This window comes from Mesorhizobium sp. M0047 (assembly GCF_040323315.1).
Lineage (GTDB): Bacteria > Pseudomonadota > Alphaproteobacteria > Rhizobiales > Rhizobiaceae > Mesorhizobium.
The window spans coordinates 12,592-26,603 of record NZ_JAMYUW010000007.1 but is presented as its reverse complement, the minus strand read 5'-3'; the positions used below and the strand labels follow the sequence as shown (position 1 = coordinate 26,603).

Sequence of the window (14,012 nt, the reverse complement as noted above, 5' to 3'; positions counted from 1 at the left end):
ATGACCGGCTATCTCCTGAAGAATTGCGCGGCGGTCATCACCGATGAGGGCAAGGGTCCGAGCGTCCGGCGCAATGTCGATGTGCTGACGATTGGGCCGCGGATCGAGGCAATCGGGGAAGGCCTGCACAGGGGCGAGCTGCCGGCCGGCACCATCGTGCAGGACGCCGACGGCTGGTTCGTCTATCCCGGCCTCGTCAACACGCACCATCATTTCTTCCAATGCTTCGTGCGCAACCGTGCCGAGCTCGACTGGACGAAGCTGTCGGTCATCGAATGGCTCGACCGGATCTATCCGATCTTCTCCCGGCTTAACGAGGATTGTTTCTATCACGCCTCGGTCACGGCGATGGCGGAGATGATCAAGCACGGTTGCACCACGGCCTTCGACCACCAGTACAATTTTCCCCGCCATGCCGGAAAGCGGCTCATCGACCGGCAGTTCGAAGCGGCCGATCTTCTCGGCATGCGTTTCCACGCGGGCCGCGGCGGCAACACGCTGCCGAAGTCGGAAGGCTCGACCATTCCGGACGAGATGCTGGAGACCACGGACGAATTCATCGCCGACTGCGCTCGCCTCATCGACACTTATCACGACACCAGCCCCTTCAGCATGCGCCAGGTCGTCGTCGCTCCCTGCCAGCCGGTCAATTGCTACCGCGAAACCTTCGTGGAATCGGTTTCGCTGGCGCGCGATCGCGGGTTGCAGATGCACACCCATGTCGGCGAGGGCGAAAGCCCGGTCATCGAAGCCCGCCATGGCATGCGCACGGTGGACTATCTCGAGGAACTCGGATTTGCCGGCCAAGACACTTTCTATGCCCATTGCTGGGAGCTGACGCATGACGAACTGCGGGTGATGGCGGCGAGCGGCACCGGCGTTTCGCACTGCCCGGAGCCGGTCTATCTGGTGGGTGCGCAGGTGACCGATATTCCCGCCATGTCCGCCTTCGGCCTGCGCGTCGGTCTCGGCTGCGACGGTGCCGCCTCGAACGACAATTCCAACCTCATGCACTGCATCCATTCCGCCTACATGCTGCAATGCCTGGCGGCCTCGACGCGCGCTCATCCGGTGCCCGCGCCGGCCGATTTCCTCGGCTATGCGACAACTGGCGGCGCCGCGCTTCTCGGTCGCAAGGACATCGGCCGACTGTCGCCCGGCATGGCCGCCGATCTCTTCGCGATCGACACGCGCCGCATGGATTATGTCGGCACGCGCCACGATCCGTTGAGCCTGATTGCCAAGGTCGGCATCGGCATGCCAACCGACATGACCATGATCAACGGCCGCATCGTCTGGGAAAAGGGTGCGTTTGCCGGGCTGGACGAGGCCCGGCTTGCCGCGGACGCGGAAGCCGCGCTTGCTACGGTGGAATTCTGACAACTTAAAAAAGGGGAACTGACATGCTGAACTACCTGACCCGCAGAACTCTAATGAAGGGCCTTGCCGCGACGGGGCTTGCCGGCGCGCTTGGCGGCCGTCCCGCCTTTGCGGCCGACGAGCCGCTGGGTATCACGCTCGTGCTCCCGTCGCCGGTCGGCGATGTCGGCTGGGGCCATGCGCTCGCCGCCGGCCTCGAGCCGGTCAAGGCCGCATACGGCGACAAGGTGAAAATCACCGTCATCGAGAACATCGCCGAGGGGCCGGACGCCGACCGGATCATGAACAAGACCGTCGCCGACGGGAACAAGTTCCTGATCGCCGGCTCGTTCGGCTACCAGAATGGCGCACTGCAGATCGCCCGCCGCGATCCTTCGGTCACTGTGCTGCATGCCTCCGGCTTCCAGACCGCGCCGAATTTCTCGCCCTTCGCGGCGAAATATTTCCAGGGCACTTACCTGCTCGGCATGGCCGCCGCAGCTCTTTCCAAAACCGGCAAGCTGGGCTCGGTCTCGGCCTTCGCCATTCCGGAGCTGATCACCTCGATCAACGCATTTACGCTCGGCGCGCAGACCGTAAATCCCGCTATCGAGGTTTCGGTCGTCTGGGTGAACTCCTGGTTCGACCCGGCCAAGGAACAGGAAGCCGCCAAGGCGCTGATGGCACAGAACTGCGACGTGATCTTCTCGAACGCGCAGGATACGCCCTCGGTCATCTCGGCCTGCGAGGAGGCCGGCGTCTATGCGTTCAACCTCAATTCGTCGATGAAGAAATATGCGCCGAAGAAATATCTCGGCTGCATCGCGACGGACTGGTCGCCCTTCTTCAAGGCTTCCGTGGATGCCCATATCGCCGGAACCTTCAAGGGCGCCAACGCCTTCCTCGGCGTCGCCGAAAAGGTGGTAGAGGTCGTGGACTGGAACTCGGATATCCCGGCCGACACGATGGCGAAGATCAAGGAAGTGGCGGCGAAGATCGCCGACGGCAGCTTCTCGCCCTTCACGGGTCCAATCTCCAAGGCCGACGGCAGCGCAGCCGCCGCCGCCGGGGCGACGATAGCGGATCCCGAGATCGTCGCGATGGACTGGCACGTCAAGGGTGTCACCACACCGCTGCCCAAGTAAGTCATGACCCCGCCCCTTCTGTCGCTCCGCGGCATCTCGAAGAGCTACGGCCAAGTCCGGGCCAACCAGGCCATCGATCTGGACGTGGCGCCCCAATCGATCCATGCGATTCTAGGGGAGAATGGGGCGGGCAAATCGACGCTGATGAAACTCATCTATGGCGTTGAACAGCCGGACGAGGGCACCGTCGTCTGGAACGGAGAGCTCCTGAGCCTTGCCTCGCCGGCCGAGGCAAGGCGCAGGGGCATCGGCATGGTCTTTCAGCATTTCTCGCTGTTCGAGACGCTGACCGTTGTCGAGAACATCCAGCTCGTCGTGCTCGGCAGCAAAGCGGAGCTGGCGGGGCGCATCCGCACCCTCGGCAAAGATTTTGGCCTAGAAGTAGATCCTCTCGCCGATGTGCACGCGCTCTCGGTCGGCGAGCGGCAGCGGGTGGAGATCATCCGCTGCCTGATGACGGATCCGAAGCTGCTCATTCTCGACGAGCCGACCTCGGTGCTGCCGCCGCAGGCGGTGAAGAAGCTGTTCGAAACGCTCAGGCGCCTTCGCGACCGCGGCGTGTCCATCCTCTTCATCTCCCACAAGCTGGAGGAAATTCGCACGATCTGCGACCGGGCGACCATCCTGCGTGGAGGGCGCGTTACTGGCACCGTCGACCCGCGCGACCACGATACGCACGACCTCGCCCGCATGATGATCGGCCGCGACATGCCGGAGGTGATGCCGGCATTGGCCATGCCCGAGGGGGAGAAGCGGCTGGAAATAATCGGCATGGATTACACGCCCGATGACCCCTTTGCCACGCCGCTCTCTGGTATCAGCCTCACGGTACGATCAGGCGAGATCCTTGGCATTGCCGGAATCTCGGGCAATGGCCAAGGCGAACTTGCCGCGCTCATCTCAGGCGAAGCGATGCTGAAGGAACAGCGCGACCGGATCTACATGATGGGCCGCGACGTAGGCACACTCGACGCGGCGGCGCGCAGGAGAGTAGGGTTCGCCTTCGTGCCCGAAGACCGGCTCGGACGCGGCGCGGTCCCTGAAATGTCGCTCGTGCTCAACACCGTTCTTACCGCCCATCCTTTCGATCTCGTGAGGCACGGCCTCATCGACAACGCCGGAGCGACGGCTTTCACCAGCGAATGCATCCGCCAGCACGACGTCCGCGCCTCCGGCCCGGCTGCCGAAGCGGGCTCGCTGTCCGGCGGCAACTTGCAGAAATTCATCGTCGGTCGCGAGATGATGCTCTCGCCAAAACTGCTCTTCGTGGCGCAGCCGACCTGGGGCGTAGACATCGGCGCTGCGTCCGCCATCAGAAGGCGGCTCATTGCGCTGCGCAACGAGGGCATGGCTATCCTCGTCATTTCCGAGGAACTCGAGGAACTTTTCGAACTCTGCGATTTCATCCAGGTGCTGCATCATGGGATGCTCAGTCCGCCTCTGGTCACGCGGGACACGCGCCCCGAAGACATCGGCCGATACATGATCGGCGCTCATGCCTCGCCAGAGAAGGTTCCTGCATGAACATTTCGGCCGCGACGTTCCTCCCCGCGCTCGTCCGCCGGGAGCATGCCTCGCTCGTCGCGGCCATGCTGGCCCCGGTTGCCGCGCTTGGCATGGCGATCATCCTCAATCTGGGCCTTTATGCGCTCATAGGCCGCGATCCGGCGGCCGTGCTGTACGCGATGCTTCTCGAGCCGTTCCTCTCCTGGACATCGTTCGCGGAGGTGCTGCTCAAGGCCGGGCCTCTTCTCCTCATCGCGCAGGGGCTGGCGATCGGTTTTCGAGCAAAAGTGGTCAACATCGGCGCGGAGGGCCAGTTCATCCTCGGCGCTATTTTCGCCTCGGCGATCCCTGTCTGGTTTCCGCAGGCGACCGGGCAGTGGATCTGGCCGCTGATGCTGCTTCTCGGGGCCCTCGGAGGTGCGCTTTGGGCATCTATCACCGCCTTCTGGCGCGTCAGGTTCAATGCGAACGAGATCCTGGTCTCCCTGATGCTGAGCCTCGTTGCCGCGCAAGTCCTCAACTACCTGCTGCTCGGCCCCTGGAAGGACCCGGCCGGCTTCAATTTCCCACAATCCGTGATGTTTCAGAACGACGCGATGCTGCCGACCCTGATCGCGGGTACCCGCGTCAACGTCTCGCTGCTCATCGCACTCGCGCTCTCGCTGGCGGCCTGGGTTTTCATGCAGCGAAGCTTCATGGGTTATAAGCTCCAGGTCGGCGGCCTTGCCCCGCGCGCGGCCGGCTACGCCGGCTTCAGCGAAGCGCGTGCGATTTGGCTGTCGCTTCTGATCGGCGGCTTCGTGGCGGGACTGGCAGGCGCCGCGGAAGTCGCGGGGCCGCTCGGCCAGTTGCAGCGCTCGATCTCGACCGGCTACGGTTATGCGGCCATCATCGTCGCCTATCTAGGCGGCTTGCATCCGGTCGGCATCATCTTTTCTGGGCTCTTCATGGCCGTCCTTTATATCGGCGGCGACAATGCGATGGTGTCGGCGAACCTGCCGATCGCCGCCGTCCGCGTCTTCCAAGGCAGTTTGCTGCTCGCCTATCTCGTCGCTGTGGCCTTCGTGCGCTACCGCATCGAGTGGCGCCGCCCCCATCTCCGGAGCCAGCCATGAACGCCGTCGAGTTCATTATTTCGGGCATGCTCGCAGCCGCAACCCCCTTTCTGCTTGCCGCACTCGGCGAACTGGTGGTCGAGCGCGCCGGCGTCCTTAACCTCGGCGTGGAGGGCCTGATGGCCCTCGGCGCGGTGCTCGCGTTCATCGTCGTCTACCACGGCGGTGGACACCTGCTAGGCTTCGTCGCCGCCGGCCTCGGCAGCGCCGTCCTGTCCCTCGTCTTTGCAGTGCTGGCACTCGGTTTCAGGGCAAACCAGGTCGCCACAGGCCTTGCGATCGGCATCCTCGGCCAGGGCCTTTCGGCGCTATTCGGCAAAACCTACGAGAGCCTGACGGTCAAGGGGCTGCCGAAGCTTGCCTTTCCCGGCCTCTCGGAAATCCCGGTAATCGGCAGGCTGTTTGTCGAAGACGTCGTCGTATGGCTTTCCCTTGCCGCGACGTTCGCGATCTGGGCGATGTTTGCCTATACGAGGGTCGGCCTTGTCGTGAGGGCGATCGGCGAGAATCCCAAGGCTGCCCACGCCATCGGCTATCCGGTCATCGCCATCCGTGTCGCGGCGATAGCCTTTGGTGGCATGATGGCGGGTTTTGCCGGCGCCTATGCGGCGGCGGTGTACACGCCCCTTTGGGCGGATGGCATGATTGCCGGACGTGGCTGGATCGCGATCGCACTCGTTGTCTTTGGCACCTGGCTTGCTGGCCGCATCTTCCTGGGTGCCTGCCTCTTCGGCGCGGTTTCGTTGATGAGCCTCGCCGCCCAGGCGACCGGTCTGGACGTGCCGTCGCAACTGCTTTCCAGCCTTCCCTATCTCGTTACGATCGTCGTGCTCGGTATCATCTCGGCGGACCGCCGCCTGCTCAGGCTGAACGGCGTCGCCTCGCTTGGCGAACCCTTCGAACGCTAGCCACGATGTGGATTTGCGAAGCTCGGCGCAAGTTGAAGCGCCCTTGGTGGTCGACTGCTCGCAGGCAATCAGGCAGCGACTGGCAAAAATTTACGGCGCTCGACCAAACCCGTGGCGGTCGAGAACCGCGTGCATCGTCGAGATCGCTCCAACGAAAGCGGCGCAATCCATAACGCCTCAAAATTGATTGGCTCAAAGCTGTCTACCAGCCTTGTCGGCCGTACCATTCGTCGATGTCTCGGCGTACGCGATCCTTCGCCAAGCCGTAGCGTTCCTGGATCTTGCCTTCGAGCTGATCGCGCTTGCCGGCGATGCGATCGAGATCATCATCGGTGAGCTTGCCCCACTGTTCCTTCACCTTGCCTTTGACCTGCTTCCAATTTCCTTCGACGCGGTTCCAGTCCATGGTGGCGAACTCCTTCGTTTCTCTGGTGGAAAAACGGTCGTACGGCCGTGGGGTTCCGCTACAATGCCGAGAAGCGACAACCGCGATTGGAAGCGGATTTCGTTTCGATCAAACAGCCTCGATGGAACATTAGCAGTTTCTAAATGTTGATGTGTGCGGCAGGCGGTGCCCTCCATCGCCTGCTGAAGATTGGGGCGACAGCCCCGATCGGCCCGCGCTCTCCGCCAGAGGCGCGGGCTTTATTTTATCAACTCACCAAGGGAAGCGATGACCGACAAACCGGTAACGAACTACGTAGTCAGCGTGTCCGAGAAGCCGCGTTGGCGGGCAGCCATGCGACCTACCAAGGACAAGGCCAAGGCGAGGCAGCTGAACAACGATCGGTTCGGCGGTGATGCGATATCTTCTATCACACCGCCACCACGGCCCGCACGCTCTCCCGCTCCACCAGCGGGCACTCCAGCTTGGTGATCGGATACCGTCCTCGCCCCGGCACCGCCGGCGCCTCCAGCTGCTCGATCGCCCATTGGCCCATAGCCATGTGCGGCAGGATCGAGGTGGTCAGCGGCGGGAACAAGTGCCGGGCGATTTCCTCGTCGTCGTAGCCGACGACGGAGATGTCCTGGGGGATGTGCAGGCCGGCTTCCTTCAGCGCTTCGTAACAGCCGATCGCGGTGCGATCGTTCTGGCAGAAGATGGCGGTCGGACGGTCCTTCAGCGCCAACAGCTTGACGGTCGCGGCATAGCCGGCACTGGCCGACCAGTCGCCCTCGACCACCAGCTCGGGATCGAACGGGATGTCGGCGGTGGCGAGTGCGCGGCGGTAGCCCTTCAGCCGGTCTTGTGCCGCCTGCATCCACGGCTCGCCGGTGATGGTTGCGATGCGGCGGTGGCCGTGGCTGATCAGATGGCGGGTCGAGTTCTGGCCGCCGGCGATCTCGCTCGGCACCACGGCCGGGAAGGCGTAGTCCGATGTGTAGCAGTTGAGCAGGATCACCGGGATATCGAGGCCGTAGAGGTAATCGGGCGCGGTGATCTCCCGGGTGAAGATAGTCATGTAGATCAGCGCCGAAATGCCCCGCTTGGTGAGTGCCGCGATGGCCCGCGGCTCCATGACGGCATCGCCCAGCGTCTGCGCCACCAAGAGCACGTTTCCGGCATTCCACGAGGCCTGCCGCGCGCCCTCGATGGCGACGACGGCTTCCGGGCTGGTGGCGAGCTGGTCAACGACGAAGCCGATCACACCGTCGAGTCCTTCGAAGGCGGGCTCCTTGAAGGCAGGCAACGCCGGGTGAAGCGCCGAGAAGGCGGGCGCCGTATAGCCAAGGGTCCGCGCGGCCTCGATCACCCGTTCGCGGGTCTGCTGCGACAGCTTGATCCCTGGCGAATTGTTGAGCACGAAGGAGACGGTCGCCTGCGAGCATCCGGCCGCCCTGGCGATATCGGTCATGGTGACACGACCCCTGGCGCCCTTCGCCGGCGCCTTGCGGCGCCTCGCTTTGTCGATGGCCGGACTATCGCTCATGTCGCTCCCTCAGCCCGTCTGGCGACGGCCTGTCGGGCCGCCAAGATGGCGTGGACGTTGTCGGCTTATAGAAATCGCGACAAGCCATTTATATCTATTAGCAACCTTGAGGTCCACTCGCCATGCGAATCTGGACAACTCACAACTCAGGCGCCACAAAGTCCGGGCGTTGTTGCAGCCAGGCGACTGCTCGCGCCAGATGCGCCGCGAAACCGCAATCCCGTCCCGGATGCCACCTCGAAACTAATACTGTTTACTAATACAAGAATGCGCTGTACCGTCAATCTGTCGCGTCCGGGCCGCCTGGGTCCGGGCCCGGCTGCAGTGTGTGCAAATGGCCGATGGCGAGCGGATATCATCTCCGCGAGCCTTGTCTCGGGCATACGATATGTCAGACAAATCGGACTATTTACGAACGAGAGATGAGTCTCTAAGGTCCATGATCGTGGCTGGAAGGGCGCCATTCTTTCGTTGCCGGAAACCCTTTGAGGAGGAGGGGCGTCCAAGCTGCAAACGGCAAATTCAGGTGACTAAGACCAGTCTGTCTGATGACTAAACCAAATGGGAGGTTGAACATGAAATCTTTGATACGAAATGCATCCGTGGCCACCGCGGCGCTGCTGCTCGGCCTGTCGGCCACGGCAATCGCGCGCGCCGACGACAAGCCGACGCTGGCCTTCGTCGTCAACGGCGCTTCCGATTTCTGGAAGGCCGCCGAAGCCGGCGTCAAGAAGGCGCAAGGCGAGCTGCCGGATTACAATCTCGAACTCAAATATCCCGAGCAGTCCTCGGTCGCCATCCAGCAGCGGCTGATGGACGATCTGGTGACGGCTGGCGTCAAGGGCATCATGGTCTCGGCCGTCGATCCCAAGACCTCGACCGACGGGCTCAACAAGATCGCTTCGGAAACGGCTCTGTTTACCACGGACAGCGACGCCCCGCAGACCAAGCGCGTCGCCTATATCGGCTCGTCCAACGTCGATGCCGGCAAGCAGGCGGCTGAAATCGCCAAGAAGGCGATGCCCAATGGCGGCAAGTGCCTCGGCTTCGTTGGCCTGCTTGGCGCCGACAATGCCAAGGAGCGCATCCAGGGCATGAAGGACGGCCTGGCCGGCACCAAGATCGAGCTGATCGACGTGCGCGGCGACGATATCGACCAGGCGCGCGCCAAGAAGAACGTCGAGGACGCGCTGGTCGCCAGCCCCGACGTCACCTGCATGGTCGGCTTCTACTCCTACAACACGCCGCGCATCTATGAAGCGCTGCGCGACGCCGGCAAGCTCGGCTCGATCACCGTCGTCGGCTTCGATGACGATCCGATCACGCTGGGCGGCGTCAAGGAAGGCACCGTTGCCGCAACCGTCGTGCAGCAGCCCTTCGAATGGGCCTATCAGGGCATGAAGCTGATGGCTTCCTATCTCAAGGGCGACAAGTCGGGCATCCCGGAAGGCGGCCTCATCATCGTTCCCACAAAGATCATCGGCAAGGATGATGTCGACGCCTATGCCGCCAACCTGAAGGCAATGTCTGGAAACTAAAACTTGAAGCAGTTCAGCCGGCTCAACTTCGCTTGGGCCGGCTGCTCGCATTGACGAACCGCGCGAGGATCGTCAGTCTGCCACAAGGTCAGCCCGCCAACTGCTGTCAGGCATGATGAACTATTCCGATACATCCATCGCTACGACCACCCCGTTCCTCAGCCTCGAGAACGTGCGCAAGACCTATCCGGGCGTCGTGGCGCTCGATGGCTTCTCCATGGAGGTCCGGCCGGGCGAGGTCATCGGCCTCGTCGGCGAGAACGGCGCCGGCAAATCGACATTGATGAAGATCCTCGGCGGCGTCACCACGCCGGACACCGGCACGATCACGGTCGACGGCACCGCCCACAAGGGCTTGACGGTCGAAGCCAGCCTGGGCTCGGGCATCGCCTTCGTCCATCAGGAACTCAATCTGTTCGAAAATCTCGACGTCGCCGCCAACATTTTCTTCGGCCGCGAGCCGTTGCGCGCCGGGCCGTTCAAGCTCGTCGACCGCGCAAAACTGCGCACCATGGTGGCGCCGCTGTTGAAGCGCGTCGGCGCCAATTTTTCCGCCGACACGCCGGTTGCGACCCTGTCGCTGGCGCAGCAGCAAATGGTCGAGATCGCCAAGGCGCTGTCGATCGAGGCGCGGCTGGTCATCCTCGACGAGCCGACATCGAGCCTGCCGCTCGCCGAGACCGACAAATTGCTCGACGTCATCAAGGCGCTGAAGGCAGACGGCATCAGCGTCATCTTCATTTCGCATCGCCTGCACGAGGTCGAGCGCGTCGCCGACCGCGTCGTCGTGCTGCGCGACGGCATGCTGGCCGGCACCTTGCCGAAGAGCGACATCGGCCATGACCAGATGGTCAAGCTGATGATCGGCCGCATGCTGAAGGAGCGCGAAAAGGCCTCCGAGGCCGCGCGCGCGCCCGGCGCCACCGCCCTCTCGGCCAAGGCCATCCGCACCCCTGCCTATCCCGGCCGGCCGGTCGATCTCGACGTCAGGCGCGGCGAAATCCTCGGCCTTGCCGGCCTTGTCGGCTCCGGCCGCACCGAGCTGGCGCGGGTGTTTTTCGGCATCGACTCAAGCCTTGGTGGCGCGCTCGAGCTCGACGGCAAGCCGCTCGTGCTGGGCTCGGCGGCCGACGCCGTCGCGCATGGCATCTTCCTGGTGCCGGAAGACCGCAAGCTGACCGGCATCCTGCTCGACCTGTCGATCGCCCAGAATATTTCGCTGCCCAATCTGCCGGCGCATGCGCGCCGCTCGCTGGTGTCCACAAGTGCCGAGATTGCCACCGCCGAGAAGCAGAAGAAGGATCTCGGCATCAAGGCGCCGTCCGTGCAGACGCGCACCGGCACGCTGTCGGGCGGTAACCAGCAAAAGGTCGTGCTCGGCAAATGGCTGGCCATGAATCCGAAAGTAATGATCCTCGACGAGCCGACGCGCGGCATCGACATCGGCGCCAAGGCGGAAATCTACGGGCTGATGCGCGCTTTGGCCGATGCCGGCGTCGCCGTGCTGATGATCTCCTCCGACATGGAGGAGGTGATCGGCGTGTCCGACCGCATCGCCGTCATGCATGAAGGCCAGATCTCGGGCATTCTCGACAAGGACCGGTTCAGCCAGGAAAACGTGCTGCTGCTGGCGGTGGGCAAGCAGCCGAAATAGGGTTTTGCCGGGGTCTCGCGCAAGCGCGGGCCGCTCAGCATGGGGAGAAGACGATGAGCAAGAAAGATCTCGGCCTGCTGATCCTGATCCTGGTGGTCGGCGCCATCGTGGCGATCATCAATCCGCGCTTCCTGTTGCCGATCAACCTCGCCAACACCTCCAACCTGATCGGCCTGTTCGGAATCCTGTCGATCGGCCAGGCCTTCGTCATCATCACCGGCGGCATCGAACTGTCGGTCGGCTCGGTGGTTGCGCTGCTGGGAACGTTGTTCATCGACTTCATCGCCGTGCGCGAGGTGGGCTGGCCGCTGGCCTTCGTGCTGATCTTGTTGCTCGGTGCCATCATCGGCCTAGTGCATGGCTGGCTGATCACGCGGCTCAAGCTGCAGCCTTTCGTCGTCACGCTGTGCGGCTTGCTCATCTATCGCGGCGTCGCCCGCTTCTATACCGCCGACGGCACCGCCGGCTTTGCCTTCGGCCAGAACTTTCCGGATCTCGAATTCCTCACCGCCGGGCGTTCATATGGCGTTCCCAACAGCTTCATCGCGCTGATCGTCATCGCCATCGTCATGTGGGTGGTGCTGCACCGCTCGGTGTTCGGCCGCTATCTCTACGCTATCGGCAAGAACGAGGAGGCGGCGAAATATTCGGGCATCCGCACCGGCCGCATCGTCATGGCCGCCTACGTCATCTGCGGCGTGCTAACGGCGCTGTCGGCGATCTATTTCGCCATGTACACGCGCTCGATCTCGCCGGCCAGCCACGGCCAGTTCTACGAACTCTACGCCATCGCGGCCGCCGTTCTCGGCGGCTTCTCGCTGCGCGGCGGCGAGGGCTCGCTGATCGGCGTCATCCTTGGCACGGTGCTGCTGCAGGAGCTGCAGAACCTCGTCAACCTGCTTGGCATCCCGTCCTCGCTCAACTTCGCGGTGATGGGCGGCGTCATCCTCATCGGTGTGCTGGTCGACCAGCAATGGGGCGTGTTCCGGGAACGGCGGCTGATGGTCGACGCCACTCGCAAAAGCGCCGCAGGTGCGGCCGCGGAATAGGCCGGCTCGAAGCAGGTTAGATCAGCCCCGACATGTCGGAAAAGGCCATCGCCTTGCGCAGTACCTCGGCGAAGCGCTCGCCCGCCGCGTCGCGCGGGCCGCTATTGTCGATCGAGGTGACGCCAGGGCCGGACAGAGTGACATTGGCGCTTCGCGCCAGCCGCGCCAGCACTTCGCCGCGTGACTCGCGGCCGCGCATCGCCAGCCGCTCGGCCAGCACTTCAGGCGAGGCGGTGATCTCGACGATGGCCAGATTGGCATAGCGCTCGCGCAGCGTCGGGATAATCGCGCGCGACACATTCGCCACCGCGACACGGCCATTGGCGACAGACCAGTCGACATCGACGGGGATGCCATAGCGCAAGCCGTGCGCCTCCCAGGAAATGGCGAAGGCGCCATCGGCTTCGGCTTCCACGAAAGCGGCCTCGGCCAGCGTGTCGTGATCCTCGCTGGCGGCATCGCTCGGCCTGGTGATGACCCGGCGGATGAACTCCAGCCGGGTCTCTTCAGTGAAGCAGGCGCGGGCGAAGCCGATCACCGTGTCCTTGCCGGCGCCGCTTGGGCCGACGACGGCGACGAAGACGCCATCGCGGATCGGAAACGTCTCCGCCGACAATTCACGCTCGATCGACGCCGAGACCATCATGCGACCCGGCGTCCCTGGCGCCAGACGGTGCGTACCACCGGGACATGGTCGTCGACGCGCACGCGCACGAGGTCGGCGCGGCGGCCCTCCTCGATGACGCCGCGGTCGGTCAGGCCAATCGCTTCGGCCGGGTTTTTCGAGACCATGGCGACCGCCTGCGGCAATGAAATGCCGTCGACGACGTCGCCGAGGAAGAACGCCGACTGGATAAGGCTGAAGGGGATGTAGTCGGACGACAAGATGTCGAGCAGGCCGTCGCTGGCCAGCGTGCGGGCCGAGACATTGCCCGAATGCGAGGCGCCGCGCATGACGTTGGGCGCGCCCATCAGCACGCCGAGTCCGGCCTCTTTCGAGGCCCTGGCGGCTTCCTCCGTGGTGGGGAATTCGGCGACGCGCACGCCCTGTTCGATCGCCTCGCCGACATGGCCAAGCGTAGCGTCGTCGTGGCTTGCCAAAACGATGCCGCGCTCGTGGCAGGCGGCGGCGATCACTGCCCGGTTCGGTACCGAATTGCGCGCCGATTCCGCCATGCGTTTTTCGCAGAACAGTTTGAAGTCGCGATCGGTCAGCTTCAGCTTGCGCTGGTAATAATAGGCATAGGTCTCGAGATTGACGAACTGGCGCTGGCCAGGCGCATGGTCCATCAGCGATGCCAGCTTCACCCGTTCGTCGCCGTCGAAATTGGCAAACGCCTTGAGGCAGTCCGGCGCCGAAACCTCGCAGCGCAGATGGATGAAATGGTCGGCCCGCAGACGGTCCTGCTGCACACTGTCCTCGATCGCATCGGCCAGCTTGCGGATATCGGCGGATGTCAGGTCGGCGTCCTCGTCCATGCCGACGCGCAAGGCGTCGAGCACGGTGGTGATGCCGGCGGTCGCCACTTGCGCGTCATGGGCGAGCACGGCGGCGATCGGATTCCAGCGCACCTTGGGCCGCGGCGCGTAGTGGCCTTCGAGATGGTCGGTGTGAAGCTCGACCAGCCCGGGAATGATGTAGTCGCCGCCCATATCCTCGCCGGCCATGCTCCCACTGGTTTGGCTGGTGCCGACGTCGATGCCGGCGATAAGGCCGTCGCGCAGCACCAGCGAACCTTCGACGATCTCGTCGGCAAGCACGATGCGGGCGTTGTGGAGAACAGTCTCGGCGGTCATTTCAGGCAGT

Annotated in this window: 12 protein-coding genes; 8 read left to right on the top strand and 4 right to left on the bottom strand. The window is 63.7% G+C overall.

The genetic code is table 11. The features are described from left to right. Genes NKJ89_RS08560 through NKJ89_RS08540 form a run of 5 tightly spaced genes read left to right on the top strand, consistent with a single transcriptional unit; the run spans position 1 to position 6,033 of the window. Positions 1-1,380, top strand: a complete 1,380-nt coding sequence (locus tag NKJ89_RS08560; protein ID WP_352601565.1) for an amidohydrolase — start codon at positions 1-3, stop codon at positions 1,378-1,380. 26 nt (positions 1,381-1,406) lie between these two features. Then, positions 1,407-2,504 carry a BMP family ABC transporter substrate-binding protein gene (locus NKJ89_RS08555; protein ID WP_352601846.1) on the top strand — a complete coding sequence of 366 codons (1,098 nt, stop codon included), beginning with the start codon at positions 1,407-1,409 and terminating at the stop codon, positions 2,502-2,504. A 3-nt stretch (positions 2,505-2,507) separates the two neighbouring features. After that, a complete protein-coding gene (locus tag NKJ89_RS08550) occupies positions 2,508-4,028 on the top strand; it encodes an ABC transporter ATP-binding protein (protein ID WP_352601563.1) in 1,521 nt (506 codons plus the stop codon). Further along, entirely contained in the window at positions 4,025-5,125 is a 1,101-nt protein-coding gene (locus NKJ89_RS08545) for an ABC transporter permease (RefSeq protein ID WP_352601561.1), read from the top strand. Before NKJ89_RS08550 ends, NKJ89_RS08545 begins: the two co-directional genes overlap by 4 nt. Further along, a complete protein-coding gene (locus NKJ89_RS08540; protein WP_352601559.1) occupies positions 5,122-6,033 on the top strand; it encodes an ABC transporter permease in 912 nt (303 codons plus the stop codon). Before NKJ89_RS08545 ends, NKJ89_RS08540 begins: the two co-directional genes overlap by 4 nt. A 202-nt stretch (positions 6,034-6,235) precedes the next feature. Here the strand turns inward: NKJ89_RS08540 and NKJ89_RS08535 are convergent, their stop codons facing one another. Both NKJ89_RS08535 and NKJ89_RS08530 read right to left on the bottom strand, forming a co-directional pair. Next, positions 6,236-6,439, bottom strand: coding sequence for a CsbD family protein (locus NKJ89_RS08535; RefSeq protein ID WP_352601557.1), 204 nt, complete (start codon positions 6,437-6,439; stop codon positions 6,236-6,238). Positions 6,440-6,848: 409 nt separating this feature from the next. Beyond that, positions 6,849-7,889 (bottom strand): LacI family DNA-binding transcriptional regulator, encoded by a 1,041-nt coding sequence (locus NKJ89_RS08530; protein ID WP_502904119.1) that lies wholly within the window; start codon positions 7,887-7,889, stop codon positions 6,849-6,851. 650 nt (positions 7,890-8,539) lie between these two features. Here NKJ89_RS08530 and NKJ89_RS08525 point away from each other — a divergent pair. From NKJ89_RS08525 to NKJ89_RS08515, 3 genes are all read left to right on the top strand, one after another. Beyond that, entirely contained in the window at positions 8,540-9,502 is a 963-nt protein-coding gene (locus NKJ89_RS08525) for a sugar-binding protein (protein ID WP_031260946.1), read from the top strand. A 115-nt stretch (positions 9,503-9,617) separates the two neighbouring features. Then, on the top strand, positions 9,618-11,156 hold the full coding sequence (locus NKJ89_RS08520; protein ID WP_352601844.1) for a sugar ABC transporter ATP-binding protein: 1,539 nt from the start codon (positions 9,618-9,620) through the stop codon (positions 11,154-11,156). Between the two features lie 53 nt (positions 11,157-11,209). Further along, complete coding sequence (locus NKJ89_RS08515; RefSeq protein ID WP_352601553.1) at positions 11,210-12,205, top strand: ABC transporter permease; 996 nt, start codon at positions 11,210-11,212, stop codon at positions 12,203-12,205. 16 nt (positions 12,206-12,221) lie between these two features. Here the strand turns inward: NKJ89_RS08515 and phnN are convergent, their stop codons facing one another. Beyond that, positions 12,222-12,851 (bottom strand): phosphonate metabolism protein/1,5-bisphosphokinase (PRPP-forming) PhnN, encoded by a 630-nt coding sequence (gene phnN / locus NKJ89_RS08510; RefSeq protein ID WP_352601551.1) that lies wholly within the window; start codon positions 12,849-12,851, stop codon positions 12,222-12,224. Then, positions 12,848-14,002: an alpha-D-ribose 1-methylphosphonate 5-triphosphate diphosphatase gene (locus NKJ89_RS08505; protein ID WP_352601549.1), complete on the bottom strand. Its 1,155-nt coding sequence runs from the start codon at positions 14,000-14,002 to the stop codon at positions 12,848-12,850. Before NKJ89_RS08505 ends, phnN begins: the two co-directional genes overlap by 4 nt. Positions 14,003-14,012 lie beyond the last annotated feature (10 nt).

Coding starts and splice junctions, on each gene's coding strand:
- NKJ89_RS08560 (WP_352601565.1), top strand. CDS start 1: ATGACCGGCTATCTCCTGAAGAATTGCGCGGCGGTCATCACCGATGAG.
- NKJ89_RS08550 (WP_352601563.1), top strand. CDS start 2,508: ATGACCCCGCCCCTTCTGTCGCTCCGCGGCATCTCGAAGAGCTACGGC.
- NKJ89_RS08545 (WP_352601561.1), top strand. CDS start 4,025: ATGAACATTTCGGCCGCGACGTTCCTCCCCGCGCTCGTCCGCCGGGAG.
- NKJ89_RS08540 (WP_352601559.1), top strand. CDS start 5,122: ATGAACGCCGTCGAGTTCATTATTTCGGGCATGCTCGCAGCCGCAACC.
- NKJ89_RS08535 (WP_352601557.1), bottom strand. CDS start 6,439: ATGGACTGGAACCGCGTCGAAGGAAATTGGAAGCAGGTCAAAGGCAAG.
- NKJ89_RS08530 (WP_502904119.1), bottom strand. CDS start 7,889: ATGACCGATATCGCCAGGGCGGCCGGATGCTCGCAGGCGACCGTCTCC.
- NKJ89_RS08525 (WP_031260946.1), top strand. CDS start 8,540: ATGAAATCTTTGATACGAAATGCATCCGTGGCCACCGCGGCGCTGCTG.
- NKJ89_RS08520 (WP_352601844.1), top strand. CDS start 9,618: ATGAACTATTCCGATACATCCATCGCTACGACCACCCCGTTCCTCAGC.
- NKJ89_RS08515 (WP_352601553.1), top strand. CDS start 11,210: ATGAGCAAGAAAGATCTCGGCCTGCTGATCCTGATCCTGGTGGTCGGC.
- phnN (WP_352601551.1), bottom strand. CDS start 12,851: ATGATGGTCTCGGCGTCGATCGAGCGTGAATTGTCGGCGGAGACGTTT.
- NKJ89_RS08505 (WP_352601549.1), bottom strand. CDS start 14,002: ATGACCGCCGAGACTGTTCTCCACAACGCCCGCATCGTGCTTGCCGAC.